22 protein-coding genes are annotated in these 26,260 nt (G+C 62.1%); 13 read left to right on the top strand and 9 right to left on the bottom strand.

The window, feature by feature from the left end; all coding sequences use genetic code 11:
* The first annotated feature begins 96 nt into the window (after positions 1 to 96).
* Entirely contained in the window at positions 97 to 972 is an 876-nt protein-coding gene (locus tag IFT57_RS24640) for a zinc ABC transporter substrate-binding protein (RefSeq protein ID WP_244657426.1), read from the top strand.
* Between the two features lie 143 nt (positions 973 to 1,115).
* On the opposite strand, the gene IFT57_RS24645 is transcribed toward IFT57_RS24640, so the two are convergent.
* Positions 1,116 to 2,066, bottom strand: coding sequence for a homoserine kinase (locus tag IFT57_RS24645; protein WP_192152990.1), 951 nt, complete (start codon positions 2,064 to 2,066; stop codon positions 1,116 to 1,118).
* Positions 2,067 to 2,130: 64 nt separating this feature from the next.
* Positions 2,131 to 2,418 carry a DUF2782 domain-containing protein gene (locus IFT57_RS24650; RefSeq protein WP_122480096.1) on the bottom strand — a complete coding sequence of 96 codons (288 nt, stop codon included), beginning with the start codon at positions 2,416 to 2,418 and terminating at the stop codon, positions 2,131 to 2,133.
* Positions 2,419 to 2,507: 89 nt separating this feature from the next.
* Here IFT57_RS24650 and polA point away from each other — a divergent pair, with 89 nt between their 5' ends.
* Positions 2,508 to 5,273, top strand: a complete 2,766-nt coding sequence (gene polA / locus IFT57_RS24655) for a DNA polymerase I (protein ID WP_192152991.1) — start codon at positions 2,508 to 2,510, stop codon at positions 5,271 to 5,273.
* Between the two features lie 416 nt (positions 5,274 to 5,689).
* Here polA and yihA read toward each other — a convergent pair whose 3' ends face one another.
* Positions 5,690 to 6,328, bottom strand: coding sequence for a ribosome biogenesis GTP-binding protein YihA/YsxC (gene yihA / locus IFT57_RS24660; RefSeq protein ID WP_122480098.1), 639 nt, complete (start codon positions 6,326 to 6,328; stop codon positions 5,690 to 5,692).
* 178 nt (positions 6,329 to 6,506) lie between these two features.
* Here yihA and IFT57_RS24665 point away from each other — a divergent pair, with 178 nt between their 5' ends.
* The 5 genes from IFT57_RS24665 (at position 6,507) to IFT57_RS24685 (ending at position 12,618) form a co-directional block, all read left to right on the top strand.
* Positions 6,507 to 7,112, top strand: coding sequence for a c-type cytochrome (locus tag IFT57_RS24665; protein WP_192152992.1), 606 nt, complete (start codon positions 6,507 to 6,509; stop codon positions 7,110 to 7,112).
* A gap of 212 nt (positions 7,113 to 7,324) precedes the next feature.
* Positions 7,325 to 7,960, top strand: coding sequence for a thiol:disulfide interchange protein DsbA/DsbL (locus tag IFT57_RS24670; RefSeq protein WP_122714865.1), 636 nt, complete (start codon positions 7,325 to 7,327; stop codon positions 7,958 to 7,960).
* 83 nt (positions 7,961 to 8,043) lie between these two features.
* Positions 8,044 to 10,002, top strand: coding sequence for a GGDEF domain-containing protein (locus tag IFT57_RS24675; RefSeq protein ID WP_192152993.1), 1,959 nt, complete (start codon positions 8,044 to 8,046; stop codon positions 10,000 to 10,002).
* A 134-nt stretch (positions 10,003 to 10,136) separates the two neighbouring features.
* Complete coding sequence (locus tag IFT57_RS24680; protein WP_122480102.1) at positions 10,137 to 10,910, top strand: N-acetylmuramoyl-L-alanine amidase; 774 nt, start codon at positions 10,137 to 10,139, stop codon at positions 10,908 to 10,910.
* 88 nt (positions 10,911 to 10,998) lie between these two features.
* Positions 10,999 to 12,618: an EAL domain-containing protein gene (locus IFT57_RS24685; RefSeq protein WP_192152994.1), complete on the top strand. Its 1,620-nt coding sequence runs from the start codon at positions 10,999 to 11,001 to the stop codon at positions 12,616 to 12,618.
* A gap of 26 nt (positions 12,619 to 12,644) precedes the next feature.
* Here IFT57_RS24685 and IFT57_RS24690 read toward each other — a convergent pair whose 3' ends face one another.
* Both IFT57_RS24690 and algB read right to left on the bottom strand, forming a co-directional pair.
* Positions 12,645 to 14,432 (bottom strand): KinB sensor domain-containing domain, encoded by a 1,788-nt coding sequence (locus IFT57_RS24690; RefSeq protein WP_192152995.1) that lies wholly within the window; start codon positions 14,430 to 14,432, stop codon positions 12,645 to 12,647.
* On the bottom strand, positions 14,429 to 15,775 hold the full coding sequence (gene algB, locus IFT57_RS24695) for a sigma-54-dependent response regulator transcription factor AlgB (RefSeq protein ID WP_049860524.1): 1,347 nt from the start codon (positions 15,773 to 15,775) through the stop codon (positions 14,429 to 14,431). The genes IFT57_RS24690 and algB overlap by 4 nt, the downstream gene beginning before the upstream one ends.
* Before the next feature lie 210 nt (positions 15,776 to 15,985).
* On the opposite strand from algB, the gene IFT57_RS24700 reads away from it, so the two are divergent.
* From IFT57_RS24700 to IFT57_RS24725, 6 genes are all read left to right on the top strand, one after another.
* Entirely contained in the window at positions 15,986 to 16,861 is an 876-nt protein-coding gene (locus IFT57_RS24700; protein ID WP_192152996.1) for a BON domain-containing protein, read from the top strand.
* A 182-nt stretch (positions 16,862 to 17,043) separates the two neighbouring features.
* A complete protein-coding gene (locus IFT57_RS24705; RefSeq protein ID WP_122714871.1) occupies positions 17,044 to 17,328 on the top strand; it encodes a hypothetical protein in 285 nt (94 codons plus the stop codon).
* Between the two features lie 60 nt (positions 17,329 to 17,388).
* On the top strand, positions 17,389 to 17,553 hold the full coding sequence (locus tag IFT57_RS24710; protein ID WP_043191899.1) for a DUF1328 domain-containing protein: 165 nt from the start codon (positions 17,389 to 17,391) through the stop codon (positions 17,551 to 17,553).
* A gap of 2 nt (positions 17,554 to 17,555) precedes the next feature.
* A complete protein-coding gene (locus IFT57_RS24715; protein WP_192152997.1) occupies positions 17,556 to 18,026 on the top strand; it encodes an inhibitor of vertebrate lysozyme family protein in 471 nt (156 codons plus the stop codon).
* 621 nt (positions 18,027 to 18,647) lie between these two features.
* Positions 18,648 to 19,961, top strand: coding sequence for a glutamate/aspartate:proton symporter GltP (gene gltP / locus IFT57_RS24720; RefSeq protein WP_122714873.1), 1,314 nt, complete (start codon positions 18,648 to 18,650; stop codon positions 19,959 to 19,961).
* A 215-nt stretch (positions 19,962 to 20,176) separates the two neighbouring features.
* A complete protein-coding gene (locus tag IFT57_RS24725; protein WP_122714874.1) occupies positions 20,177 to 21,418 on the top strand; it encodes a nucleoside recognition domain-containing protein in 1,242 nt (413 codons plus the stop codon).
* On the opposite strand, the gene IFT57_RS24730 is transcribed toward IFT57_RS24725, so the two are convergent.
* The 4 genes from IFT57_RS24730 to IFT57_RS24745 form a co-directional block, all read right to left on the bottom strand.
* Entirely contained in the window at positions 21,388 to 22,428 is a 1,041-nt protein-coding gene (locus IFT57_RS24730; RefSeq protein WP_122714875.1) for a DUF5924 family protein, read from the bottom strand. The genes IFT57_RS24725 and IFT57_RS24730 overlap by 31 nt on opposite strands.
* A gap of 57 nt (positions 22,429 to 22,485) precedes the next feature.
* The gene (locus tag IFT57_RS24735; RefSeq protein WP_192152998.1) at positions 22,486 to 23,919 is read right to left on the bottom strand and encodes a M16 family metallopeptidase; all 1,434 of its coding nucleotides are present in this window, start codon (positions 23,917 to 23,919) and stop codon (positions 22,486 to 22,488) included.
* A 119-nt stretch (positions 23,920 to 24,038) separates the two neighbouring features.
* Positions 24,039 to 24,782, bottom strand: coding sequence for a TerC family protein (locus IFT57_RS24740; protein ID WP_122480112.1), 744 nt, complete (start codon positions 24,780 to 24,782; stop codon positions 24,039 to 24,041).
* A gap of 107 nt (positions 24,783 to 24,889) precedes the next feature.
* Positions 24,890 to 26,197 carry a CitMHS family transporter gene (locus IFT57_RS24745; protein WP_122480113.1) on the bottom strand — a complete coding sequence of 436 codons (1,308 nt, stop codon included), beginning with the start codon at positions 26,195 to 26,197 and terminating at the stop codon, positions 24,890 to 24,892.
* Positions 26,198 to 26,260: the final 63 nt, after the last annotated feature.

A 26,260-nucleotide genomic window follows, 5' to 3' on the forward strand; every position in this document is an offset into this window, starting at 1 on the left:
CTGATAGAGACGTTATTATGTTACCTGTTCTTGCCCCCGAGAGTGTTCATTGTGGTTCGTATTTTTGCTCTTTCCATCGGTTTGCTCGCCGCTTGCATGACCGCCCTGCCGGCACAGGCCCAGGTGCGGGTACTGACCAGCATCAAGCCGGTGCAGCTGATCGCCGCCGCCGTGCAGGACGGTGTCGGCCAGCCCGAAGTGCTGCTGCCGCCCGGTGCCTCCCCGCACCACTACGCGCTGCGGCCATCGGACGTGCGGCGGGTGGCCGACGCCGATCTGCTGTACTGGATCGGTCCGGACATGGAAGGTTTTCTGCCGCGCGTACTGCAGACCCGGCAGAAGCCGACGGTCACGATCCAGACGCTGCCGGGGCTGCACCTGCGGCATTTTGCTGAAGACAGCCATTCCCATGCCGAGGAAACGTCGGACCACGATCACGACCACCGCCCTGGCACGCTGGACGCCCACCTGTGGCTCTCGACGGTCAACACCCGGGTGATCGCCACGCGCATGGCCGCCGACCTGTCTGCTGTCGACCCCGCCAATGCGTCGCGCTACCAGGCCAACCTGGCCGCCTTCACGCAACGCCTGCAGGTCCTGGACACACGTCTGGCCGCTCGGGTCGCCGGCATTCAGGGCAAGCCTTATTTCGTCTTCCACGAAGCCTTCGATTATTTCGAGGAGGCCTACGGCCTCAAGCATGCGGGGGTTTTTGCCGTGGCTGCTGAAGTGCAACCTGGCGCGCAGCATGTCGCCGCAATGCGTCAGCGCCTGCAGGAAGTAGGCAAGACGTGCGTGTTCAGCGAGCCGCCGATGCGCCCCAAGCTGGCGCAGACCCTGACGGCCGGCCTGCCGGTGACCCTGGCCGAACTGGACGCCCTGGGCAGCTTCGAGGACGCCACGGCAACCGGCTACGAGACCTTGCTGGGCAATCTGGCCGACAACCTTGCCGGCTGCCTGGAAAAACTCTGACGCTCCTCCCACATGCCTGAACCCTTGCCCTGTGAGAGAAGGTTCATGCCAGAAGCAGGTTCCTGTGAGAGAGGATTCATGCCAGAAGCAGGTTCCTGTGGGAGCGGGCTCTGCCCGCGAAGGCCGCGCCACGATCTCAAGCCCTAAAAAGCAAACGGCAACGGCACCCCAACCTTCTGCCGCAGCGCCAGCCGGTCCTGGAACTCCTTGGGGTCATGGATCAACACATCCATCCCGGCAAACGACTGCGCCGCGATCAGGCGTGACAGCCAGAACCGCACGCAAGCCACGCGCAACATCAGGGGCCACAGCTGCGCCTCCGCCGCAGTGAACGGCCGCAGGGCTGCGTAGGCGCCCAGTAACGCCCGCGCGCGCGGCGCATCCAGGGCACCCCGCTCATCCGAGCACCAGTCGTTCACGGTAATCGCCAGGTCATACAGCATGGGCCCGGAGCACGCATTGTAGAAGTCGATCACACCCGTCAGGTGCGTGCCTTCGAACATCACGTTGTCACGGAACAGATCGCCATGCAGGTTGGCCTGCGGCAGCGCCAGGATCTGCGCGTGCTGCGCCTGGATCTCGGCCAGGGCCGGACGCAGTAACGCCGCGGCCGCCGTATCCAGGTCGGCGACCAGCTTCTGGCCCTCCTCCAGCATCCAGTCCAGGCCACGGTCGGTGCGGCGCACCAGCGGCGCGTCGAGGGTGGCGGTATGAATGTGCCCCAGCAACTCGCCCACCTGCACACAGTGCTGGTTGTTCGGTGCCTGCACATGGCGGCCATCCAGACGTGGCTGCAGCAGGGCCGGCTTGCCCGCCAGCGTGCGCAGCGCCACGCCCTCGGTGGTGCGCAAGGCATAGGGCACCGACAGCTGAGCGTCGTGCAGTACATCGAGCAGTTCGATGAAGAACGGCAAATCCTGGGTCGGCCCGCGCTCGACCAGCGTCAGCACGTATTCACCTTGCTCCAGGCTGATGAAGAAGTTGCTGTTCTCGGTACCGGCGGCAATCCCCTGGAAGTCCCGCAGACGGCCAAGGCCATAGGGGGCCAGAAAGGTTTCGAGCTCGGCGCGGGTCAAGGGTGTAAACACAGACATGTCGTAGATTTGCCCATACTGGCGCCGCAAGGGACGGCGCCCGGTTGAATTGAAGGTTACAGCCTCACCACTCGAAGATCTTCCAGGCCGGGATCAACATGTCCGGCTGGTCGGAGCGGATGAAATTGTCATCGGTGCCATCGGCGCGCACCAGGAAATACGGCTTGCCGTGTTTCGGAGTGATCTTGATGGCGTACAGGAAGCCGTTCTGGCGGTACTCCTGGATGGTCTTGTCGCCGTCCTGGCGAATGGTCACGTCCGGATCGGCCGAAGGCGCGTCGTCCGCGGCCAGGGTCATCAGCGGGCTGGTCAGCAGCAGAGCCGCGAGCAACAGGTGTTTTACGTTACGCATGATAACCTTGTCCCTTTGTTGTCACAGTTCTCGTTGTCACAGCTCCGCGCATTCTAACGCCGGGCTCGCCGAAAAGGTTGATTCTGCTCATGAGCAAAGCTCCCCTCGTCCTGGTGGACGGTTCTTCCTATCTGTACCGGGCGTTCCATGCACTGCCGCCGCTGGCCACCTCAAAGGGCATGCCCACGGGTGCGGTGAAGGGCGTGCTGAACATGCTCAAGAGCCTGCGTCGGCAGTACCCGGACAGCCCGTTCGCGGTGGTCTTCGACGCCAAGGGCGGAACATTCCGCGATGCCCTCTACGGCGACTACAAGGCCAACCGACCCAGCATGCCCGACGACCTGCGGGTGCAGGTCGAACCGCTGCACGCGTCCGTCCGCGCCCTGGGCTATCCACTGCTGTGCGTGGACAACGTCGAGGCTGACGACGTCATCGGCACCCTGGCCCGCAGCAGCGCGGCAGCCGATCGCCCGGTGGTCATTTCCACCGGTGACAAGGACATGGCGCAACTGGTCGACGGCCACATTACTCTGGTCAACACCATGACCGGCAGCGTGCTGGACATCGCCGGCGTCAAGGAAAAATTCGGCGTCGGCCCCGAGCACATCATCGACTTCCTGGCCCTGATGGGTGACAAGGTCGACAACATCCCCGGCGTGCCGGGCGTGGGCGAAAAAACCGCTCAGGGCTTGCTGACCGGCATTGGCGGCGGCCTCAAGGAGCTCTACGAGAACCTCGACAAGGTCCCGGCCCTGGCCATTCGCGGCGCCAAGTCGCTGCCTGCCAAGCTGGAAGAGCACCGGGCAATGGCCTTCCTCTCGTATGAACTTGCCACCATCAAGATCGACGTACCGCTGGACGTCGAAGTCGACCAATTGATGTGCAGCGAGCCGGATCGCGATGCACTGCTTGCCATCTACAGCGAGCTGGAGTTCCGCAGCTGGATCGAAGACGTCGAGCGTGAAGCCCGGCGCGCCGGCGAAGAGCTGGCCCCGGTGCAGGAGCCGGTCGCGGCCATCGAGGTGCGCTACGAGACGATTCTCGACCAGGCCCGCTTCGATGTCTGGCTCGACAAGCTCGAGCAGGCCAGCCTGTTCGCCTTCGATACCGAGACGACCGGCCTGGATGCACAGCGCGCGCAACTGGTGGGCATCTCCTTCGCGGTCGAGCCGCACGAAGCTGCGTACATCCCACTGACGCACTCCTACATGGGCGTGCCCGAACAGCTCGACCGCGATACCGTGCTGCTGGCGCTCAAGCCGCTGCTCGAAGATCCGCGCAAGCTCAAGGTCGGCCAGCACGCCAAGTACGACATGAATATCCTGGCCAACTGTGCCATCGGCGGGGTGCAGGAAAACGGCATCGAGGTTCGCGGCGTGGCCTTCGACACCATGCTCGAATCCTACGTGCTCGACTCCACCGCCACTCGGCACGACATGGACAGCCTGGCCTTCAAGTACCTGAACCACACCACGATCAAGTTCGCCGACATCGCCGGCAAGGGCGCCAAGCAGCTGACCTTCGACCAGATCGCGCTGGAGCAGGCCGGCCCCTACGCCGCTGAAGATGCCGACATTACCCTGCGCCTGCATCAGCTGTTCCTGGCCAAGCTGAACGCGGTGCCCAGCCTGCTGCCCGTGCTGCAAGACATCGAAATGCCGCTGGTGCCGGTGCTGGCGCGGATCGAGCGCCAAGGTGCTCTGGTCGATGCCAAGCTGCTGGGTATTCAGAGCGTGGAGCTGGGCGAAAAGATGGTTGCCCTGGAGCGCGAAGCGTTCGAGATCGCCGGCGAGGAATTCAACCTGGGATCACCCAAGCAATTGGGGGTGATTCTCTACGAGAAGCTCGGCCTGCCGATCATCTCCAAAACGGCCAAGGGTCAAGCCTCGACGGCCGAAGCGGTGCTCGCCGAACTGGCCGAGCAGGACTATCCGTTGCCCAAGGTGCTCATGCAGTACCGCTCCATGAGCAAGCTCAAGAGCACCTACACCGACCGCCTGCCCGAGCAGATCAACCCGCGCACCGGGCGCATCCACACGTCCTACCATCAAGCGGTCGCCGCCACTGGACGCCTGTCATCCAGTGACCCGAACCTGCAGAACATCCCGATCCGCACCGCCGAGGGTCGGCGCATCCGTCAGGCTTTCATCGCGGCGCCCGGGTATCGCCTGCTGGCGGCCGACTACTCGCAGATCGAGCTGCGCATCATGGCCCATCTGGCCAAGGACGAAGGCTTGCTGCATGCCTTCCAGAACGATCTGGACGTGCACCGGGCCACGGCTGCGGAAGTGTTCGGGGTAGACCTGGCGCAGGTCACCACCGACCAGCGGCGCAGTGCCAAGGCGATCAACTTCGGCTTGATCTACGGCATGAGCGCGTTCGGCCTGGCCAAGCAGATCGGTGTCGACCGCAAGCAGTCGCAGGCCTATATCGACCGCTATTTCGCCCAGTATCCAGGCGTGCTCGAGTACATGGAGCGCACCCGCGCCCAGGCCGCCGAACAGGGCTTCGTCGAAACCCTGTTCGGGCGTCGCCTCTACGTGCCGGACATCAACGCCAAGAACCCGGCCCTGCGCCGGGGCGCCGAACGCACCGCGATCAACGCGCCGATGCAGGGTACGGCTGCCGATATCATCAAGCGGGCCATGGTCGCGGTGGACAACTGGCTGGCCGAGAGCGGGCTGGACGCACGGGTCATCCTGCAGGTGCACGATGAATTGGTGCTGGAAGTGCGCGAGGACCTGGTCGAGCAGATCGGCACCCAGATCCGCCCCTACATGAGCGGCGCCGCGCAGCTCGACGTGCCCTTGCTGGTGGAAGTCGGTGTGGGTTCCAACTGGGACGAGGCGCACTGATTCGAAACCGGGTTGACGGCTTCGCGGCCGCTGACCGCTCCTACGGGCTTTTGCGCACTGGTTCGGCGCGGTGTTGCTGCTTCGCGGCCGCCGACCATGCCTACGGATGCTCATGCTTTCTGTAGGAGCGGTCAGCGGCCGCGAAGGGGCACACGCCGAATCCAGGCCAGATGAAAAACCTGAACCCCACATGAAACCAACGACTTATCGCAAATAGTTTGCATCTGCCAAGGAACTCCCACGGCCTCCCCCAGTCAGAGATTGGGATTGGCTAGTGAAGCCTTTCGATGCTCCTATGTTGTGTTAAGTGTTGGCAGATATCCGGACCCTCAGCGGTTCGGACCTTGAGCCCCAGACTTCCCCCTCCCCATACGAAGTCCGGGGTTTTTTTTGTCCGAATTTTCTTCACGGCAGGCTCAGGCCTCGGCCGTGTTCTTGTCCGGCAGCTCCATCCAGCGTGCCAGCACCGTGTAGGCGTCTTCCAGGCCAAGGCGCTTGGGCGCGGAGAACAGCTGGATACTGACTGCGTCGCCCCACCCCTTGTGAATCTCCGCCTGAACCTTGAGCAGGGTGTTCTTGGCTGCGCCGTAGGTCAGTTTGTCGGCCTTGGTCAGCAGAATGTGCATGGGCATGTGGCTGGCCACCGACCAATCGAGCATCAACAGGTCGAAGTCGGTCATCGGATGGCGGATGTCCATCATCAGAATCAGCCCCTTGAGGCTTTCACGACTGCCCAGATACGCTTCCAGGTGACGCTGCCAGTGCAGCTTGAGCGGGATCGGCACCTTGGCGTAGCCGTAGCCAGGCAGGTCGACCAGGCGCCGCTCCTCGTCCAGATTGAAGAAGTTGAGCAGCTGCGTGCGCCCTGGGGTCTTCGAGGTCCGTGCCAGGCTGGCGTGGGTCAGGGTGTTCAAGGCGCTGGACTTGCCGGCATTGGAACGGCCGGCGAACGCGACCTCGAACCCTTCGTCATCGGGGCACTGCTCGACCTTGGCGGCGCTGAGCGAAAAGGTAGCCTGTTGGCACAGGCCCAGGATGGGGTTTTTGAGTTGCATGTGATTTCCGGTAAAGGCAGGGCCCGATGCAGCGGCCGCAAGAACGATGCAGCGAAGTATATAGGGCTGGACAATATGTGGGTGATTTTGCCGGCAATGGCCTGCTTGCAGGCATAATGCGCCCAGGCCTGCCGCACAGTGCGGTTGGCTGCGAACTTCACCCTGGTTGGATCAGTCGATGAGCGCGATGCGTGTGATGGGCCTGCTCTGCGTGCTGCTGGCCAGCAGCGCGGCAAGTGCTGCCGGCACGGTGGGCGACAGCGCCCGAGGGCAGCCACTGACGACACTGTGCGCGGCGTGCCACGGCCCGAACGGCAACAGCCTGGTGCCGATCTTTCCGAAGCTGGCCGGCCAGGGCGAGCGCTACCTGAACGAGCAGTTGCTGGACATCCGCGAAAACCGTCGCGTGGTCCCGGAAATGGCCGGTACGCTGGCTGAGCTGAGCGACCAGGATCTGCTCGACATCGCCGCCTGGTACGCCGAGCAGACGCCCGCCCCCACGGAAGTCGACGCCGGCTTGGCGCAGCGTGGGCAGGACCTCTACCGCAGTGGCGACCCGGCGCTGGGTGTACCTGCCTGCAGCGGCTGCCACGCTCCCGAGGGTGCCGGTACCGCACTGGCCGGCTTTCCACAGCTGCGGGGTCAGCATGCAGCGTACCTGATCAAGCGGCTGACCGCTTTTCGCCAAGAGGGCGATGCCGCCGCGATCATGCACGACATTGCGGGCAGGCTCAGCGATGACGACATTGCAGCCCTGGCCACTCATATTCAGGCACTGCGCTGAAAACGATCGGGCGTGGGCCAGGTGCAGGCCAGGCGCCAGACCTTCGCGGCCGTCTTACGCCTGGTTACATCTATTGGGCCATGAAAATAGCGCAAAGCCCCTCCTCGTCCACCCTTTTTTGACATCACTGCCGTTACACTAGCGGCCTCGATCAGGCGGGTCCGGTGCTGTCACCGATCCCTCCCTTGTATGAAACTGCTCAGGAGTCACGCATGCGTAATCTGATTTTCGGCGCCTTCCTCGTTGTCGCCAGTGCCATGGGCGTGACTGCCCAGGCGGCGGATGTGCCGCTGGAAGCCGGCAAAACCTACGTTCAACTCAATGCCCCCGTCCCTGTGGCCGAGCCTGGCAAGATCGAAGTGGTCGAGATGTTCTGGTACGGCTGCCCGCACTGCTACGCGTTCGAGCCGACCATCAACCCTTGGGTCGAGAAGCTCCCGGCTGACGTCAATTTCGTCCGTATTCCAGCCATGTTCGGCGGCCCGTGGGACGCCCACGGCCAGTTGTTCCTGACCCTGGAAGCCATGGGTGTGGAGCACAAGGTGCACAACGCCGTGTTCAATGCCATCCAGAAAGAACACAAGCGCCTGACCGACCCTCAGGAAATGGCCGATTTCGTCGCCACCCAGGGCGTGGACAAGGACAAATTCCTGCAGACGTTCAATTCCTTCGCCATCAAGGGCCAGATCGCCAAGGCCAAGGAGCTCGCCAAGAAATATGAGATCTCCGGCGTGCCGACCATGATCGTCAACGGCAAGTACCGTTTCGACCTGGGCACCTCCGGCGGTCCCGAGCAGACCCTGAACGTGGCCGACCAGCTGATTGCCAAGGAACGTGCCGCCAAGTAAGCGGCATCACCCGCGATACGACGTTTTCGCAGCGCACCCATCGCGGGTGGGTGTGAGCTGCAGGTCAACGAGCAATCCTTGTCATGAGTGACGACAGCCAGCGCTGGAAAGAGAAATACCTGCAAAGCATCGACCAGCAGGAAAAGCTCGAGCGGCGCTGGAGCGCCCGTCTCGACCTGTTGCGTCGTGGCCTGGTGCGCAGCAGCCTGGCGGCCGAAGGCAGCGATCGGTCGGTGGATGCGTGCATGAAGGAGATGCGCGAGGTGTTGCGCGGCGACGACATGGATGCTCGGTTGGCCGCGCTTATACCGCGTCTGGAAATCGCCGTGCTGGAATCCGAGAAGCGTCGGCAGTCCCGGGTTCAGCAGATAGGCACCGCGCTGGGTTCTTTGGTCACGCAACTGCAGTCGCTGCCGTTGCCGCGCGATGTCAGCAAACCTTTGAAAAAGCTCGCCCAGGGCCTTGAGGAACGGGCCGGCCAGGCGCGCGAGATGCCCTTGCTGCTCAGTGAGCTCAGTGGTTTGCAGGAGCAGGCGCTCAATACCCTCGACCGACCCTTGCGCGCACAGCGCGCGGGCCTGCTGCAGCGCTTGTTCGGCAGTCCCGATCCGGCCGACGCCAGTCCTGTACAGCCCATACCTGTGCCCGCAGCGCAGGATGAACCGGCAATGGCCGTTCCGGTCCCTGCCCCCGTGATTTCTGAGTCCGATACTCGAGCGGCGCAAGTGTCCACTGTGGACGAGCCCGTATTGCAACCTGCCCCGCTCGCCGTTCCGCTGCCAGAGCCAGAGCCAGAGCCAGAGCCAGAGCCAGAGCCAAGCCTGCCGGCGAGCAGCACTGCCAGCGACGCCCCTGCCCTCGCCGCTGCCAACCCCGTGGCATTGCCCATGATCGACCCGCCCAGCGAGAATGCCGCTGAACAGTTGCAGGTGCTCGACAGCAGCCTGACCGATGAGCAAGCTTTCTACGCCCTGCCGGCCAGCCTTGAACCACCCTACAGCAGCGTTGCCAGCCACATCGAAACCACCCTGCTCGAGCTGCTCAGCGAGCTGACCCTGCCCGAGCGCTACATGGCCCAGGCCCAGGCCATGCATGCGCGCATCCAGCGCGGGTTGAACTGGTACGAACTGTTGCCGGTTCTCGATGAGCTCGCCGTATTGATGCTCGCCGTCAACGACGGCAGCCAGCAGGAGTTCGAACGCTACCTGCAACAGCTCAACCAGCGCCTGGAGAATTTCCAGCGCCAGTTGCAGCTGACTCATGGCGACCATGCAGACTCGCGCAGCGCCGCCCTGGCATTGGACGACGTGCTGCGTGAACACGTCGACGGGCTGCAGACGAGCATGCGTGGCGCTGTCGATATCGACGGCCTCAAGCAGGTGCTGGAAAGCCGTCTCGAAGGCCTGCTGGCGAGCATGGAGCAGCACCGCCTGCAGCGCGAGGCACGCGAACAGGAAATCACCGCGCGTCTGCAGGGCTTGGGCGAGCGTGTGACGAGCATGGAACGCGAGGCCCTCGACTACCGCGACAAACTCGAGCAGCAGCGCAACAAGGCCTTGCTCGATCCGCTCACAGGTCTGCCCAACCGGGCCGCCTGGAGCGAGCGACTGGTGCTGGAGCATGTACGCTCGCAGCAAACCGGCAATGGCCTGCTGCTGGCAATACTGGACCTGGATCACTTCAAGTCGATCAACGACACCTTTGGCCATCAGGCCGGCGACAAGGTCTTGAAGATCATCGCCAACGTGCTGCGCAAAGGCTTGCGTGGCGACGACTTCATTGCTCGCTTCGGTGGTGAGGAGTTCGCCCTGCTGATGCCCGGCAGCGATCTGGGCGGCGGCAGCCGCCTGCTCGAACGCCTGCGTGCAGCGGTCGAGCAATGCCCGTTCCATTTCAAGGGCGAGCGCGTCAGCGTGACGATGTCGGCTGGCGTGGCGGTGTTCAAGCCCGGTGAGAATGCCAGTCAGGTGCTCAAGCGCGCGGATCAGGCGCTCTACCGCGCCAAGGAAGCGGGACGCAACCAGATCGAACCGGCGCCCTGAGCCTCCCGATCCATCCCGCCACGAACGGGCGCGCGCAACATTCAGCAACGCGACGTCATGCATGCCGGCTGAATCCAGACAACCGGCTACGCTATGCTGACGCTCTTTTCCCGAAACCTGCATGTGATCTCCCTATGAAGTTGCTCCTCGTCGCCCTCTCCCTGCTGGTGCTGGCCGGTTGCTCCAATGGCTTGAGCATTGATCGCAGTCACCCGTCCGCGAACCACGACAACCGCGTGCAGTTCGTGGTGCTGCACTACACCTCGGCCGATTTGCCGCGTTCGCTGCAGTTGCTCACTCATGGTGAAGTCAGCAGCCACTACCTGATCGGCGACCAGCCGGCCACCGTCTACCAGTTGGTGGACGAGAGCCGCCGTGCCTGGCATGCCGGCGAAAGCCAATGGGACGGCCGCACCTGGCTCAACTCCAGTTCCATCGGTATCGAAATCGTCAACCCCGGCTACAAGGACACCCCTAACGGCCGGGTCTGGTACCCCTACAGCGAAGCGCAGATCCAGGCAGTGATCGCGCTGCTCAAGGATATCGTCCAGCGCAACGGCATCGCCCCGCGCAACATCATTGGCCACAGCGACATCGCGCCCTTGCGCAAGACCGATCCGGGGCCGATGTTTCCCTGGCAACGCCTGGCCGAACACGGCCTGGGCATGTGGCCCGATGCGAAGGCTGTGGCACGCTACCAGGCGCGCTTCCAGGCCAGCCCGCCGAGCATCGCGTGGTATCAGCAGCAGTTGGCCCGAGTGGGTTACGAGGTGGTCCAGAGCGGGGAGCTGGACGTCGCCACCCGACACGTGATCGCAGCCTTCCAGATGCACTTCCGTCCGCAACGCTTCGACGGCGAACCCGACGCGCAAAGCGCCGCGATCCTGCAGGCGCTCATCAGCAGGTAACAACCGATTTCACGTCGATATGCTCGAAAGCGCGGGCCAATCGCCATCTGGTTGCTATACATTGATGCCCCCGACTGGATGATCCTCGATGGCCGCCGTTTTCCCGCAGCTCCGCAGTCTTCTGTACCGCCCTTGGGCGCTGGCAACGCTTGCCGCCCTGGCCAGCGCGCTGCTGCTGTTCGCGGCCAGTTTCGCGTTGATCATGCACCAGGTTCAGCTCAACGAACGGCAGCAGATGAATGCCAGCGGCGAACGCTTCCTGGTCCGCCTGGAGCAGGTGTTCGGTCAACTGCGCGAGGGGGTCGATGCGCTGCAGGCTCAACCTGTACGCCACTGCGGCCCGCAGATGATGGATGCACTGGAAAAGATCGGCTTCGACAACCGCTTCGTCTTCGAAGCCGCGTTCATCGACGGCGCTCAGCGCTGCTCCAACCGTCGTGGCAAGGACGTCGCCAGCCTGGGTCGACCGCCGGACATCCAGGGTTCCACTTACAGTTACTGGCTCAACACCACCACTCAGCGCAATGACAACTGGGCCGCCCTGATGCTCGGTCGCGGGCCGTTCCGGGTTTCCACCTCGCGGGGGCATCTGAGCGACGTGGTCGATCTGCCCGCCGGAGGCAGCCTGCTGGTGGTGCTCGACCAGGGACGCCGGGCGATCCCGGTGCTGGGCTCCGAGCAGCCATGGCCGCCGGCGTCGGGCTGGCGTGCCGATGCGGTCGATGCCCTGCAGGTCACTTCGGACCGGTTGATCTACCGCATGTCGACCAAGTCCCCGGACTTCCAGTTGGTGCTGATCGCTCCGCGCAGCAAAGAGCTGCCGATATTCAATACCCCACTGTGGCTGCTGTTTCCCGTCAGCCTGGTGGTCGCACTGTGCATCGGCTGGCTGGTCCTGCAACTGATCACCCAGCGCCGCTCGATGGGCGGCGAGCTGCACGGCGCGTTGCGTCGCGGCGAACTGCAGGTGCTCTACCAGCCGATCTTCGACCTGAGCAACCGTCGCTGCGTCGGCGCCGAGGCGTTGGTGCGCTGGCGTCGCCCCGACGGTACGCTCACCAGCCCGGAACTGTTCATTCCGCTGGCGGAACACAGCGGCCAGATTCGCCAGATCACCGACTTCGTCCTGCAGCAGTCGCTCGAGCAGCTCAGCCACCTGTTGCGAGCCAACCCGCACTTGTATATTTCAGTGAATCTGGCGGCGTGCGATGTCACCGTGCCGCGCATCGGCGAGGTGGTGGCCCGGCTGCTCTCCATCTATCGCGTCGCGCCCGAGCAGATCGCCTTCGAGGTCACCGAGCGTTCACTGATCGACGTCGACGTGGCGCGGGAAAACCTTCAAGCCCTTCGCGATGTGGGCCATACGGTATTGATCGATGATTTCGGCACCGGTTACTGCAGCCTGGCGTACTTGCAGAGCCTGCCCGTGGACTGCCTCAAGATCGACAAGGCGTTCATCGACGCCCTGGGCGATGACGCAGAGAGCAGTGGCGTGGCGCCGCACATCATTCGCATGGCCCACGCCCTGGATCTGCGGGTGATCGCCGAAGGCATCGAGCACGAGGCACAGGCGCTGCTGCTCGAGAGCGAGGGCGTCGACTACGGTCAGGGTTGGTTGTTCGCCCAGGCGCTGAACGCGCGCCAGTTCAAGGAGCTGATCACCAAGGGCCGGCGCCGCGCTGGTCGGCGCGCCGGCGACGAAGCCTGAATGCGCATGGCACCCAGGCCATTGCGTTAGATCGACAGGGTCATGTAGAACTGCGTGCCTTGGCCGGGTCTTGAGTAGACGCCCATGCGCCCACCGTGCAACTGCACGATCTCCTTGCACAGGGCCAGGCCCAGTCCGGCGCCGCCCTTCTTGCGACCCACTTGTACGAAAGGCTCGAAAATCCGCCCCTGCTGGCCGTAGGCGATGCCCTCGCCGTTGTCCTCGACGCTGATGATCACTCGCTCGGCATGGCGACGTGCCTGCAAGCGAATATGGCCATTTTCCGCTGTATGCCGCAGGGCGTTTTCCAGCAAGTTGTCCAGAACCCGGTCCAGCTGCGCCGCGTCCACGTGTAGGCGTGGCAGCCCTTCGGCCAACTCGACGGTGAGCTGGATGCCCAGTTCATGGGCCCGACTGGCGAAGCGCTCGTAGGCGCGCTGCAACAGGTCATCCAGGGCGCAAGGCGCCAACACCAGTTTCTGCAGGCCATTCTGGTAACGCGAGAAGTTGAGCAGGTCGTTGATCAGCTGCATCAAGCGCTGCATCTCTTCGTTCACTGTCATGAGCAGATCTGCCTCGCGACTCTGCTCGGGGAAATGCACACGCTCCTGCAGCAGCCCAAAGGCCATGTGCATGCCCGTCACCGGCGTGCGCAGCTCATGGGAGGCCCGCAGGACGAATTCGCTGCGCACGCGTTCGAACGCACGCTGCTCGGTTACATCATGCAGCACCATGACCGCCCCGAGGATGTTGCCTTGGGTATGGGTCACCGGCGTCAGGCTGTACGACAGCAGACGCGCTTCACCATCGACTTCGAAGCTCAGGTCGTCCAGCGCGCGCTCCAGGCTGCCACCGCGCAGGATCAGGTTCAGCTGCTCGTCCAGATCAGGCCTGCCAAGCGCTTCGCCCAGACCCAGGCCCAGGCGGTGGTCTTCCCAGCCCAACTGACGCTGCGCTACCGGGTTCAAATGCTCCAGCTGGCCTTGTCGATCGATCATCAGCAGGCCGTCGTCGATGCTGTCCAGCACCGCTTGCAGACGCTGCTGCCCGGCGCGAAGCTCATCGACATTGGTGGCCTGATGCTGACGCAGCGCGTGGGCCATGGTGGCGAAGCGGCTGGCCAGCCGATTCAGTTCTGCTGCCGGTGAAACCGGCAGCTGCACATCGAAATTGCCTTGACTGATGTCGTCCGCGGCCTTGGCCAAGGCCTCGATGGGCCCACCGAAGCGGCGCGCGATACCGTGTGCGGTAAAAAAGCCGACAATCAACACCGCCAGGCCCACCAGGCCGAGCAAACCCGATACCCACATCGCCCGTTGGTGGGACTCGTGCTCCAGCGCGGCGATACTTTGCAGTGTGTTCTTGTACGAATCGATCAGGCCCGTGCGCAGCGTATTGAATGCCTGGCTCAGCGGCGGGTTATGGCTCAACGGCAGGTGTTGCGTGGCCGTGGCCCGGTATTGCTCCACAAAGGCCTGGAAGTTTTCGGCGGACTGGAGAAATCCGTAGTGAGCATTGTGGCTTTGCTCATGGGCGATGCCTTCATCGAGCAGCGCCTTGAATTGCTCCTGTGCCTGGCCGATGCCCGCGGCGTCCGGATCGGGCTCCAGCATCATGACCAATTGATCGCCCAGGCTCTGGCGCATCTTGAGTCCCAGGTCCAGTGTGGTGAAGTGGCTGCGCAGCATGCTTTCCTGCGAAGCAGCCATCTGCATCACGCTGACCAGACCCAGCACCAGCCCCAGCAACGCGACGGTAATCAGCGCTGAGATGCTGAGAAACAGCCGGGTGTGCAGCTTCATGGCCAGCTTCATAGGTTGTACTGTTTGCGTTTGCGGTAGAGCGTCGAGGCGTCGATACCCAAGGTTTTGGCAGCCTGATCCAAGGTGTCACTGGTGGCCAGCACGGCGCCGATGTGGGCCTTTTCCAGTTCGTCCAGGCTTAGCGCCGCACCAATGCGCGGTGCATTGTTGGCGGGCTGCTCGGCCATGCCCAGATGGCTGACCTCGACGCGCTCCTGAGGGCAGATGATGCTGGCCCGTTCGATCACGTTGCGCAGCTCGCGGATATTCCCCGGCCAGCGGTAGTTGAGCAGAGCCGCCCGTGCCTCTTCGCTGAAGCCTCTTGCAGGCCGCGCGTACTCCTTGACGAAGCGCGCCAGGAAACGATCGGCCAGGGTCAGGATATCCTCGCTGCGTTCGCGAAGTGGTGGCAGGTGCAGGGTGATCACGTTCAGGCGGTACAGCAGATCCTCGCGAAAACGGCCCTCGCGGACCATGTCCTCAAGGTTGAGGTTGGTCGCCGCCAGGATGCGCACATCGGCGCGACGCGTCACTGGGTCACCTACCCGTTCGTATTCCTTGTCCTGGATGAAACGCAGCAACTTTGGCTGCAAGGTCAGGGGAAAATCGCCGATCTCGTCAAGAAACAGGGTGCCGCCGTCGGCTTGGTTGACGCGGCCCAAGGTGCTTTCACTGGCACCGGTGAACGCGCCGCGGCTATGGCCGAAGAGTTCGCTTTCCATCAGCTCGGCAGTCAGCGACGGACAGTTGATGGTCACGCAGCTTTTCTTGGCCCGCTTGCTCCAGCCATGAATGGCCCGTGCCAGCTCGCCCTTGCCGGTACCCGATTCGCCGAGGATGAGGATGTTGGCATCGGTTACCGCCACCTGGCGCGCGGTTTCCAGCACGACCATCATGGCCGGGCTGTGGGAATCCAGACCGTCCTTGGGTTTGCGCACCTCGCCCTCGAGCGCTTCGAGCCGGGCCGACAACTGACGTACTTCCAATTGCTTGGCGGTTGCCAGGCGCAACTGATCGGGGCTGCAAGGCTTGACCAGATAGTCGGCGGCGCCAGCTTGGATCGCATCGACGGCGGTATCCACCGCCGAATGCGCGGTGACGATCACGACACGCATCCATGGCGCCTGCACACGCATCTGTGCCAGTACGTCCAAGCCGTTGTCTTCGCCCAGGCGCAGATCGAGGAAGCACAGGTCGAACACCTGGCGCTGCATCAAAGTGTCTGCCTGATTCGCACTGTTGGCTGTGGCCACGCTGTAGCCTTCGTCTTCCAGGCAATAGCGGAAGGTACGCAGGATGGCGGACTCATCGTCGACCAGCAGAATGCGGCCTTTATGCTCCGTGCCAGATTCCATGTTCCTACGCTCCTCAGAGAAAATTCTTGGTTAGTCCCGGAAAAATCGGGCAGGTTGCATGGTCAATTCTGATTGATTCGGCAGGCTGCATGGTAGCTATTAGCTGATTACATTTCTAACTGTATGAAATATCTGAGCTTTCAATAGGTAAAAAGTTTGGCATATGCCTTGCGATATCAACCGATTGTCTTGAATGGGAGGAGAGTACGAATGCGTGGTATCAAGCGACTCACATTGGCAAGCGTCATGGCCGGTCTGTTCGGTCTGTCGACACTGGCCTCAGCGGCGACCCCCGCCAATCCCGAGCAGCCTGCTCATGAACCATCCAGTCTCGAGGGCAAGCTGCAGGCAGCGCGCCAGGAGGGCTCGATCTGGACAGCCCTGGCCTTGAATCGACAGCTCAATGGCTTCGAGTTCGGCGTGCAGGTCAACGAGGGCACCGCCACCTTGACCGGCGTCGTTGAAGACCAAGTCGATCGCGAGCTTGCCGAGCAGGTAGCCCTCAATACCCAAGGCATCGACAAGGTCGATAACCGCTTGAGCCTGAATCCGGAACTGGTCGAGCACGTCAACCAGCGCCAGCAGTTCGCCCAGCATCTGGAAGACGCTACCCTGACGGCAATCATCAAGTCCAAGTTGCTGTGGAACACCAGTACCCAGGCATTGGACATCGTGGTCACCAGCAACGACGGTGTCGTGACACTCAAGGGCCAGGCCCAGACGGCCGACGCCAAGCAACTGGCCGGAACCTTGGCAACCAATACCGACGGCGTCTATCAGGTGAACAACCTGATCAGCCTGGGTGCAGCGGATACGGCGACGACGCGGGCCGAAACCAAGGCCAAGAAGACCGAAGAAGCCTTGAGCGATACGTGGGTGACCAGCAAGATCAAGGCGAGCTTGCTGCTCAATCGCGATCTGGATGGGTTGAGCATCGACGTCGAAACACGCACGGGCATGGTCACACTCAAGGGTGATGTAGCCAGTTCCGAACAGAAAACCCTGGCTGTAGAGGTGGCGCGCAACATCCGCGGTGTCCGTGGTGTGGATGCCGATCTGTTGAAAGTCTCCAAACCGATCCTGTGATCGTGCAAATCGCCCGAGCCTACACCGGCTATCGTGCAGGTTGCTATTCCGCATAGAACAGATTATCTATCAAGCTATTGATTATAAAGGGTTTTATTAGGAGTCCAAGGTTGGCATGCAGGCTGCAATACTTGTTTCAAGAACACGTATTCAGTCGCTACCCCAGTGCAAGGAGTCTCCGGATGAACCGTCCTCAAGCAGCTCAAGCGTCCGCTCTGTCCCAAACGATGCGTCAGGCATTGTTTCTGGTTCTGGCGGCGCTGGTGACCCTGCTGGCGGTGCAGCTGTATGCGAGCTGGGCATCCGCCCAGCAGCAGGGGCTTCTTCTCCCACCGCAAGTGCGTCTGGTCGACACTGCTCACCTCAATCCAGCCAGTGCGCACTGGGTTGGGAAGCAGCAATCCGGAAACATCGAACGCGTACAAACGAACGAACCGGTTGAACACATTCGCAGTTGGGTGTTCTGAGGTACTGGCAACGCATCTGATCAACCGATAAAACACGACAAATCGTAAAGGAGATACACCATGCTGAGTTGGGCAGTCACATTCCTGATCATCGCCATCATCGCCGCCGTCCTGGGCTTCGGTGGTATCGCCGGCACCGCAGCAGGCATCGCCAAGATCCTGTTCGTAGTCTTCCTGGTGCTGTTCGTCGTCTCGTTCATCTTCGGCCGTCGCGGTCGAGGCTGACCATGACCAGCATGACCCTCAAGGGTGTAGCCCTGGCGCTGTCGCTGGTCGGCAGCAGCATGGCGATGGCCGCCAATGACGGTCAGGCTCGCGTCAGCGAGCTATTGAGTTCGAGTACAAAGTACCGTGATACCTGGCAGTCGGTGATCAAGTCCGAGGAACGTGTTCCGGACTGGATCATCAATCTGTCAGGCACTTCGCCAGAACAGATGTCTGCGGTTCCCGAGGATGGCGACAACTATTTGGTAGGGCCGTTATGTGAAACCGCAGAGAGCTGCAAGAGCGGGCGACTGCTCGTGGCTTTCAGCATGGACAAAGACGATGCCTACGCATTGTATGTCCAGGTTCCCGCTGGCTTGCCTGCCGACAAGTCGCCTACGCGCCACGCGACTTATCGCTTTCTCGGCAAGCCCGACGAGGGTATGCAGCAGATGTTGATGGAGCAGTTGAAGAAAGACCCCAACTGGTACTGACTTCCTGCCATGCCGTAGCGGTTTGCACCACCACGGCAACGTGTCACTGATCTGAAGATTGGGCCGGGTCATCCTGGCCTGAATGGTCGGCACTCAGAAGGTGTCGGCCATGACCATGGGGTCGGGTTGTTCTGAATGCAGTCGGTTCGGAGTGACCTAGGGGTACAGGGAGGACCTCCGAACCGGGCCGGGTCAGGCAACAGCTGCTGTGCAAGCCGTGTACGATCATTACGTACTGCGGCTTGCACGGAGCCTATCTCAGCAGCGTCGAGCTGCCTTCCATCTTGTTTCATGTTTTTCCTGCAGAAAATTCCCTACGTTCGGTTTCGCGAACGTCGTTGGTTTTTTAGCACCCCCCTCTCGGCAAACCTGCCAATTCCCTTGGCATGGCTAGTCGCCTATCCGAACGCACATATCAAAGATAGAAAATCATTCAATTGCGTTATGCCGATCCTGCATGGGGTAGTCGTTTCCGGCATTAGACGCTGCTGCAGCGCATCGGAATAGTTGCGCCTTTTTTCGTTCGCCAAAGCGTTTCGCCACGGCGTGAAGAAACCTCTACGGATGACCGTTCGACTTGCGAACAGCCATCACGAGTTGACTTGGAAAAAGGGTAACGACATGAAGAAGGCAAAACTGAGCCTCGCCTGGCAAATACTCATCGGCCTGGTACTGGGCATCGCACTGGGTGCAGTGCTCAACCACTTCAGTGCCGAGAAGGCCTGGTGGATCAGCAACATCCTGCAGCCCGCAGGCGACATCTTCATCCGCTTGATCAAAATGATCGTGATCCCCATCGTGATCTCTTCGCTGATCGTTGGCATCGCTGGCGTGGGCGACGCGAAGAAGCTCGGCCGTATCGGCGTGAAGACCATCCTCTATTTCGAGGTGGTGACCACCATTGCCATTCTGGTTGGCCTGGGCCTTGCCAACCTGTTCCAGCCCGGACTGGGTATCGACATGAGTACCTTGGGCACCGTGGATATCTCGCAGTATCAGAAAACCACGGCTGAGGTGCAGCATGACCATGCGTTCGTCGCCACCCTGCTCAACCTGATTCCGTCAAACATCTTTGCGTCGATCGTTCGTGGCGACATGCTGCCGATCATCTTCTTCTCGGTACTGTTCGGCTTGGGCCTATCGAGTCTGCCGGGCGAAACGCGTGAGCCTCTGGTCAAGGTTTTCCAGGGCGTATCGGAAAGCATGTTCAAGGTCACTCACATGATCATGAACTACGCCCCGATCGGCGTCTTCGCGCTGATTGCCGTGACGGTGGCCAACTTCGGCTTCGCTTCGCTGCTGCCCTTGGCCAAACTGGTGGTGCTGGTGTATGCGGCGATCCTGTTCTTCGCCATCGTCGTGCTGGGCGTGATCGCACGCTTGTTCGGCTTCTCGGTCTTCAAGCTGTTCCGTATCTTCAAGGATGAGCTGGTGCTGGCGTACTCCACGGCCAGTTCGGAAACCGTCCTGCCGCGCGTGATCGAGAAGATGGAAGCCTACGGCGCCCCGAAGGCCATCAGCAGCTTCGTGGTGCCTACCGGCTACTCGTTCAACCTCGACGGCTCGACCCTCTATCAAAGCATCGCGGCGCTGTTCATTGCCCAGCTGTATGGCATCGACCTGTCGATCGGGCAACAACTGATGCTGGTGCTGACCCTGATGGTCACTTCCAAGGGCATCGCAGGCGTGCCTGGCGTGTCGTTCGTGGTCTTGCTGGCCACTCTGGGCAGTGTCGGTATTCCCCTCGAAGGCCTGGCCTTCATCGCAGGTGTCGACCGCATCATGGACATGGCCCGTACCGCGCTCAACGTCATCGGCAATGCCCTGGCCGTGCTGGTGATCTCGCGCTGGGAAGGCATGTACGACGATGCCAAGGGCGAGCGCTACTGGAATTCTCTGCCGCACTGGCGCAACAAGGACCGCGTCGCCCCCTGACGCGGCTCTGTGGGAGCGGGCTCTGCCCGCGAACGGCGCGCTGCGATGACACCTGCATCCGCAGCCTACCCGGCGACGCGGCTCGTACCCTGTAGCAGCGGTGCAAGCCGCGTCCGGCCTCACGCGAAAACCCTGACACACCACGCTACCCTGCGGGGCAGAATCCAATTTCGCTTTGGGCTATCATCCGCGCATCTTCGAACGAGGGAATACCCATGCTGAACGGCCTGTGGCTCAGCTTCTTTCTGATTGCCGCGATATCGGCCTTCGGCCAATGGCTGGTAGGGGGCAACGCCGGTATCTTCGCGGCCATGGTCGAAAGCCTGTTCGCCATGGCCAAGCTGTCGGTAGAAGTAATGGTCCTGCTGTTCGGCACCCTCACCCTGTGGCTGGGCTTCCTGAAGATCGCCGAGAAGGCCGGTATCGTCGATTGGCTGGCCAAGGTCCTGGGGCCGCTGTTCAGCCGACTGATGCCCGAGGTGCCACGCGGCCACCCGGCACTGGGCCTGATCACCATGAACTTCGCTGCCAACGGCCTGGGCCTGGACAACGCCGCGACCCCGATCGGCCTCAAGGCCATGCGCTCGTTGCAGGAGCTCAACCCCAGCGCTACCACTGCCAGCAACGCGCAGATCCTGTTTCTGGTACTCAACGCCTCGTCGCTGACCCTGCTGCCGGTGTCGATCTTCATGTACCGCGCTCAGCAGGGTGCTGTCGACCCGACGCTGGTCTTTTTGCCGATCCTGCTGGCCACTTCTGCCGGTACGCTCGTGGGCCTGCTCGCGGTGGCCGTGATGCAGCGCCTGCGCCTATGGGATCCGGTCGTTCTGGCCTACCTGATCCCCGGTACGCTGCTGCTCGGTCTGTTCATGGCGTTTCTGGGCACCCTCTCGGCAACGGCCCTGGCAGGCCTGTCATCGATTCTCGGCAACCTCACGCTGTTTGGCCTGATCATCCTGTTCCTGGTCATCGGCGCGCTGCGCAAGGTGCAGGTCTACGAGGCCTTCGTCGAGGGGGCGAAGGAAGGGTTCGACGTTGCCAAGAGCCTGCTGCCGTATCTGGTCGCCATGCTCTGCGCAGTGGGCGTGCTGCGCGCCTCGGGCGCCCTGGAGCTGGGTCTGGATGGCATTCGTCACCTGGTCGAGTGGCTGGGCATGGACACCCGTTTCGTCGACGCCCTGCCGACCGCGCTGGTCAAGCCGTTTTCCGGCAGTGCTGCGCGCGCGATGCTGATCGAAACCATGCAGTCCCATGGCGTGGACAGCTTTGCGGCGTTGGTCGCAGCGACCATCCAGGGCAGTACCGAGACGACTTTCTACGTACTGGCCGTGTACTTCGGCGCCGTGGGCATCCAGCGTGCGCGCCATGCCGTGGGCTGCGCGCTGCTGGCGGATCTGGCCGGGGTCATCGCAGCCATCGTGGTCTGCTACTGGTTCTTCGGGGCCACGGCGGCCTGAGCTGCGTCGTCGGTCACCGTGAAGCGCAGCACGCCGACGATCTGACCGTCCTCGGTCAACACCCGCACCTGCCATTTCCCCGCGACGTTGCCGGGGAAATTCTGCTTGTGGCTCCAGGCGCGATAGCCCTCCTTGCGCCCGCCGTGGATGTCCAGGGCGATGCGATCGACCTCGGTGCCGTTCTGCTGCCACACATGATAGATACGCTCGTCCAGGCCTCGTGGAGCATTGATGGCGGTGTAGGCGTAGAGCCCGCTGCTGCGCAATTGCGCCGCGCTGACCGTATCCAGGCTGTCGCCATGGGTACGGCTGCGGTTGTCCAGCTCGGTGGTCACCGCCACCTCGGTCAGCCATAGCGTGGCAGGCGGCACCCAGGAACGCAGCAGCCATCCAGCGCCGCCGATCATCAAGGTCGCCAACAGCAGCGCCACGCCTCGACGCCAATGGTTGATCGGGAAACTGACGGCAAGGCTCGGAAAGGCCAGCAGCATGGCGATGGCCAGCGCCAGCTTGAAACTTTCATCCGTGGTCAGGTGCAGGATGATCGGCAGTGCCGTGAGCAACGCCGCGAACAGCGTGAAGGTGTGCAGCGCCATGAACAGCCAGCGCCGGGGCGCTACCCACTTGTAGTACAGCGGGTCGATGATCGACACCAGCCCGGCCAGGGTCAGCAGCCCGGTAAACACCAGCTGGCCGCTGTTCCAGGTGGTAGTGACATAGAAGAAAGGCAGGACAAAGAACAGGCTTTCCTGGTGAATCATCTGGGTCGCGTAGCGCAGCACCGGCGTGGGTATCTCACGCTTGAACAGGCGCGTGAACAACTGGGTGAAGGTGTTCTCCAGCATCAACCAGATCCAGGTCAGCAGCATCACCACCGCGATCCAGCTGGCCAGGCCCGCCTGTCGATCGACCAGCACGAAGCTGCCGATCCCGGACAGGAAACCGCCCAGTGCGATCACCCCAGGGTAGCGTTTGATGAGCTCGATGAGGCGCTGAACGATGTACGGCATGGTCTTCCACACGAAAAAGGCGATGAAACGGTGCTCAGGATACCGGCTCGGCAGGCGTCAGCGTCGTTTGGCACGCCGCCAGACGATCAGACCCACCAGCAATACCGCCAGGCAGATCAACACTGCCCAGGCGATCCGATAAAGCTCGTCATAACTGAGCAGGGGTTTTTCGACACGGACATACCCCGGTGTCCCCAACATTTGACGCAAGGCAGTGTTGGCGTCCTCCACGGTGACCTGCCCCAACTGGCGCGCCGGGCTGGCGAAGCGGCCGTCGGTATAGTCGGCCAGCGCTCCCCAATAGTAGTCGGCCAGCGCCACGTTGCCCTGCGCCGCCCAGGCTTGCCGGGCGATCGCAAGATTCTTCAGACGATTGAAGGTCGTCGCATCCACACCCTCGTCGCGCAAGCGCGCGATCATCTGCCCCATGACCAGGCCGGTCTGACCTATATCGGCCTGATCCACCTCGGCGTTCAGGCTCATCAGGCCGCTGTCGCCGTACGACTCGCGAGCCACCCAAGGACCATACGAAAGGCCGTGGGCCAGCCGCAGTTCGCGGTAAAGCTCCCATTCCAGATAGGCCTGCAGCAGGTCCAGGGTAGCCGGGTGGGCGGTTTCAAGCACCGGTTCGAGGAAGTACAGATGAAGCTTGGCATCGTCGCCCAGCCACCCCTGAATCAGGTCGGCCTGCGGCTCGGCCACATGGGTCACCGAACGAAGGTCCTGATGTTCGCTGGGTTCCACCGCATCCAGCGCACCCCAGGTACGCTCCAGATAGGCCGGCAGCAGCTTATCCAAGCCTCCTACCACGATCAGGCTCATGTTGTTCGGTGCATACCAGTTTTGCCGGACATCACGCACCTGGGCGAGAGTCAGGTCGGCGACTTCGGCAGGTTGCGGACACTTGAGGCCCAACTCGATGGCCAACTGACTGCTGGCATCGCTGTCCCGAGCGGGCTTGTCGAGCAAGCGCTGCAGGTGGGAATGATGGCCGCCATCTTCGTGCTCGATGATGCGCTTGGCGCTGGCCAGGGCTTTTTCGTCGATGGTGGTCTGGGTGACGGCAGCCAGCAGCAGGTCAAGCACCTTGCGCTGGTTGCGTGCTGGCGCCTCGATCACGAAGGTGGTGTCGGCACTGCTGGTGAACGCATTCCATTCGCCGCCCAGCGCCTGCATGCGTTCTTCGAGGCCGCCTTCGCCGTGCTCGTCGATACCGCTGAACAGAAGATGCTCGAGCAGGTGAGGCAATTCCTGATCGGTGCAGGAAAAGTCGTCGAAACCGACGCCTACGACCAGTCGAATCGACACGTGGGCGCGCTCGTCGCCAGGCTTGAGAAGCAGCTGCAGGCCGTTGGGCAACAGATACCCTTCGACCTGGAAGCGGTCCAGCGCCACGGCTTCACGGCCGGCGCACAACAGCGTCGCCGCCAGGAGCCACAGGCACAGCAGGCGATGCTGCGTGCCGGGAGCGCTTTTCACCCGCTCGTGCATGAATCCCTTCCATCGAAATTGACCAAGTCAATGGAACAGACTCCCTGGCCGGTCAGTCGTTCATAGCACATTGCTGGCCACTGCCGCGCGCTGTCTAGGCAGCGCGCGGCTTTAAGGGCTCAGGACTCTTCCTGGGACTCGCGACGTTTGCGGGCCATGGCGGTACGCATCTTGATGTTCACGGCTTCCACAGCCAACGAGAAAGCCATGGCGAAATACACGTAGCCCTTGGGTACATGCACGTCGAACGCTTCGGCGATCAGTACGGTACCCACCACCAACAGGAATGACAGCGCCAGCATCTTCAGCGATGGATGCTGGTCAATGAAGCGACTGATGGTGCCCGAAGCGACCATCATCACCAATACCGCAACGACGATGGCAGCGACCATGACCGGTACGTGGGACACCATGCCCACTGCAGTGATGACCGAGTCCAGCGAGAACACGATGTCGATGATGGCGATCTGGATAATGGTGTAGATGAAGTTGCCACCCTTGCCTGCAACCTCGTCACCGCCCTCTTCCTCGCCTTCCATGCCGTGGTAGATCTCTTGCGAGCTTTTCCACAACAGGAACAGACCACCGAAGAACAGAATCAGGTCACGCCCGGAGATACCCTGGCCGAACACCACGAACAGGTCGGCGGTCAGACGCATGACCCAGGTGATCGAAAGCAGCAGCAGAATGCGCGTGACCATGGCCAGTGCCAGGCCGAAAATCCGTGTGCGTGCCTGCATGTGCTTGGGCATGCGGCTCACCAGGATCGAGATCATGATGATGTTGTCGATGCCCAGTACGATTTCAAGTGCCGTCAGGGTCAAGAAAGCAACCCAGATTTCCGGGTTGGTGAACCATTCCATGTGAAGTCCTTCGTGTTGAATGTCAGGGCGGCGCAAGGCCGGATGCTAAAGCGCCGCTACCATGGGGTAGCGGCGCGACGGCGTCCGGCCTGGCTCGCGAATAGAATTTATAGACTGCTGAACAGAGGAAAGATCCCCATTGCCAGCGCGGCGAACATTATGCACAGGCAAACCAGTACTGCCCACTTGAGGGTGAAGCGCTGGTGATCACCGAACTCGATACCGGCCAGGGCAACCAGCAGGTAGGTAGAGGGTACCAGTGGGCTCAGCAGGTGTACGGGTTGTCCGACGATCGAGGCACGGGCCATTTCCACCGGCGAGATGCCGTAGTGCGCTGCGGCTTCGGCCAATACCGGCAATACGCCGTAGTAGAAGGCATCGTTGGACATGAAGAAGGTGAACGGCATGCTGACCAGCGCCGTTATCACGGCCAGGTACGGGCCCATGGCATCCGGAATCACTGCCAGCAGGCTCTTGGACATGGCATCGACCATGCCGGTGCCGGTCAGGATGCCGGTGAAGATACCGGCGGCGAAGATCAATCCGACCACGGCCAGAACGCTGCCGGCGTGGGCCGCGACACGTTCCTTCTGTGCTTCCAGGCACGGGTAGTTGACGATCATGGCAATACTGAACGCGACCATGAACAGCACCGGCAGAGGCAGCAGGCCCATGATCAGAGTGATCATCAGCAGCAGGGTCAAGCCGCCGTTGAACCAGATCAGCTTGGGCCGGCGCGCGTCGGGGAACTGCGACACGCTGATTTCGCTATGGTCGATCTCGTCGCCTGGCAGGTGCAGCTCGCCCAGACGAACGCGCTCGCGCTTGCCGTACATGTAGGCAATCACCAGGATGGCGACGACACCGACCGCCATGGCCGGGATCATCGGCACGAAGATGTCCGAAGGGTCGACATGCAGGGCACTGGCAGCGCGCGCGGTCGGACCACCCCAGGGCGTCATGTTCATGACCCCGCCTGCCAGAATGATCAGACCGGCCATGATCCTTGGGCTCATGCCAATGCGCTGGTACAGCGGCAGCATGGCGGCAACGCAGATCATGTAGGTGGTCGCACCGTCACCGTCCAGCGAGACGATCAGCGCCAGTACGGCCGTGCCGACCGAGACTTTCAGCGGGTCGCCCTTGACCAGCTTGAGGATCTTGCGCACTGCCGGGTCGAACAACCCCGAATCGATCATCAGGGCGAAATACAGGATGGCGAACATCAGCATAACGCCGGTCGGCGCAAGCTTGGTGATGCCCGCAAGCATCATCGGGCCGATTTCCGGTGCGAAACCACCGAACAGCGCGAACAGGATAGGCACGATGATCAAGGCGATCAGCGCAGAAAGGCGCTTGGTCATGATCAGGAACATGAACGTGATGACCATGGCAAAGCCAAGGAATGTCAGCATGGGAATACTCCAGGCACAGCGCGGCTAAGGACGAAGAACGAGAGGTTCAGCGAGGAATGGCAA

Source organism: Pseudomonas sp. CFBP 13719 (genome assembly GCF_014842095.1).
Classification (GTDB): Bacteria; Pseudomonadota; Gammaproteobacteria; order Pseudomonadales; family Pseudomonadaceae; genus Aquipseudomonas.

Bases quoted from the DNA above. Each gene is read 5' to 3' on its own strand.
- IFT57_RS24710 (WP_043191899.1), top strand. From the start codon at position 17,389: ATGCTGAGTTGGGCAGTCACATTCCTGATCATCGCCATCATCGCCGCC.
- IFT57_RS24730 (WP_122714875.1), bottom strand. From the start codon at position 22,428: ATGCCGTACATCGTTCAGCGCCTCATCGAGCTCATCAAACGCTACCCT.
- IFT57_RS24705 (WP_122714871.1), top strand. From the start codon at position 17,044: ATGAACCGTCCTCAAGCAGCTCAAGCGTCCGCTCTGTCCCAAACGATG.
- IFT57_RS24675 (WP_192152993.1), top strand. From the start codon at position 8,044: ATGAGTGACGACAGCCAGCGCTGGAAAGAGAAATACCTGCAAAGCATC.
- algB (WP_049860524.1), bottom strand. From the start codon at position 15,775: ATGGAATCTGGCACGGAGCATAAAGGCCGCATTCTGCTGGTCGACGAT.
- IFT57_RS24665 (WP_192152992.1), top strand. From the start codon at position 6,507: ATGAGCGCGATGCGTGTGATGGGCCTGCTCTGCGTGCTGCTGGCCAGC.
- IFT57_RS24740 (WP_122480112.1), bottom strand. From the start codon at position 24,782: ATGGAATGGTTCACCAACCCGGAAATCTGGGTTGCTTTCTTGACCCTG.
- IFT57_RS24685 (WP_192152994.1), top strand. From the start codon at position 10,999: ATGGCCGCCGTTTTCCCGCAGCTCCGCAGTCTTCTGTACCGCCCTTGG.
- polA (WP_192152991.1), top strand. From the start codon at position 2,508: ATGAGCAAAGCTCCCCTCGTCCTGGTGGACGGTTCTTCCTATCTGTAC.
- IFT57_RS24650 (WP_122480096.1), bottom strand. From the start codon at position 2,418: ATGCGTAACGTAAAACACCTGTTGCTCGCGGCTCTGCTGCTGACCAGC.
- IFT57_RS24715 (WP_192152997.1), top strand. From the start codon at position 17,556: ATGACCAGCATGACCCTCAAGGGTGTAGCCCTGGCGCTGTCGCTGGTC.
- gltP (WP_122714873.1), top strand. From the start codon at position 18,648: ATGAAGAAGGCAAAACTGAGCCTCGCCTGGCAAATACTCATCGGCCTG.
- IFT57_RS24745 (WP_122480113.1), bottom strand. From the start codon at position 26,197: ATGCTGACATTCCTTGGCTTTGCCATGGTCATCACGTTCATGTTCCTG.
- IFT57_RS24680 (WP_122480102.1), top strand. From the start codon at position 10,137: ATGAAGTTGCTCCTCGTCGCCCTCTCCCTGCTGGTGCTGGCCGGTTGC.
- yihA (WP_122480098.1), bottom strand. From the start codon at position 6,328: ATGCAACTCAAAAACCCCATCCTGGGCCTGTGCCAACAGGCTACCTTT.
- IFT57_RS24735 (WP_192152998.1), bottom strand. From the start codon at position 23,919: ATGCACGAGCGGGTGAAAAGCGCTCCCGGCACGCAGCATCGCCTGCTG.
- IFT57_RS24725 (WP_122714874.1), top strand. From the start codon at position 20,177: ATGCTGAACGGCCTGTGGCTCAGCTTCTTTCTGATTGCCGCGATATCG.
- IFT57_RS24690 (WP_192152995.1), bottom strand. From the start codon at position 14,432: ATGAAGCTGGCCATGAAGCTGCACACCCGGCTGTTTCTCAGCATCTCA.
- IFT57_RS24645 (WP_192152990.1), bottom strand. From the start codon at position 2,066: ATGTCTGTGTTTACACCCTTGACCCGCGCCGAGCTCGAAACCTTTCTG.
- IFT57_RS24670 (WP_122714865.1), top strand. From the start codon at position 7,325: ATGCGTAATCTGATTTTCGGCGCCTTCCTCGTTGTCGCCAGTGCCATG.
- IFT57_RS24700 (WP_192152996.1), top strand. From the start codon at position 15,986: ATGCGTGGTATCAAGCGACTCACATTGGCAAGCGTCATGGCCGGTCTG.
- IFT57_RS24640 (WP_244657426.1), top strand. From the start codon at position 97: ATGACCGCCCTGCCGGCACAGGCCCAGGTGCGGGTACTGACCAGCATC.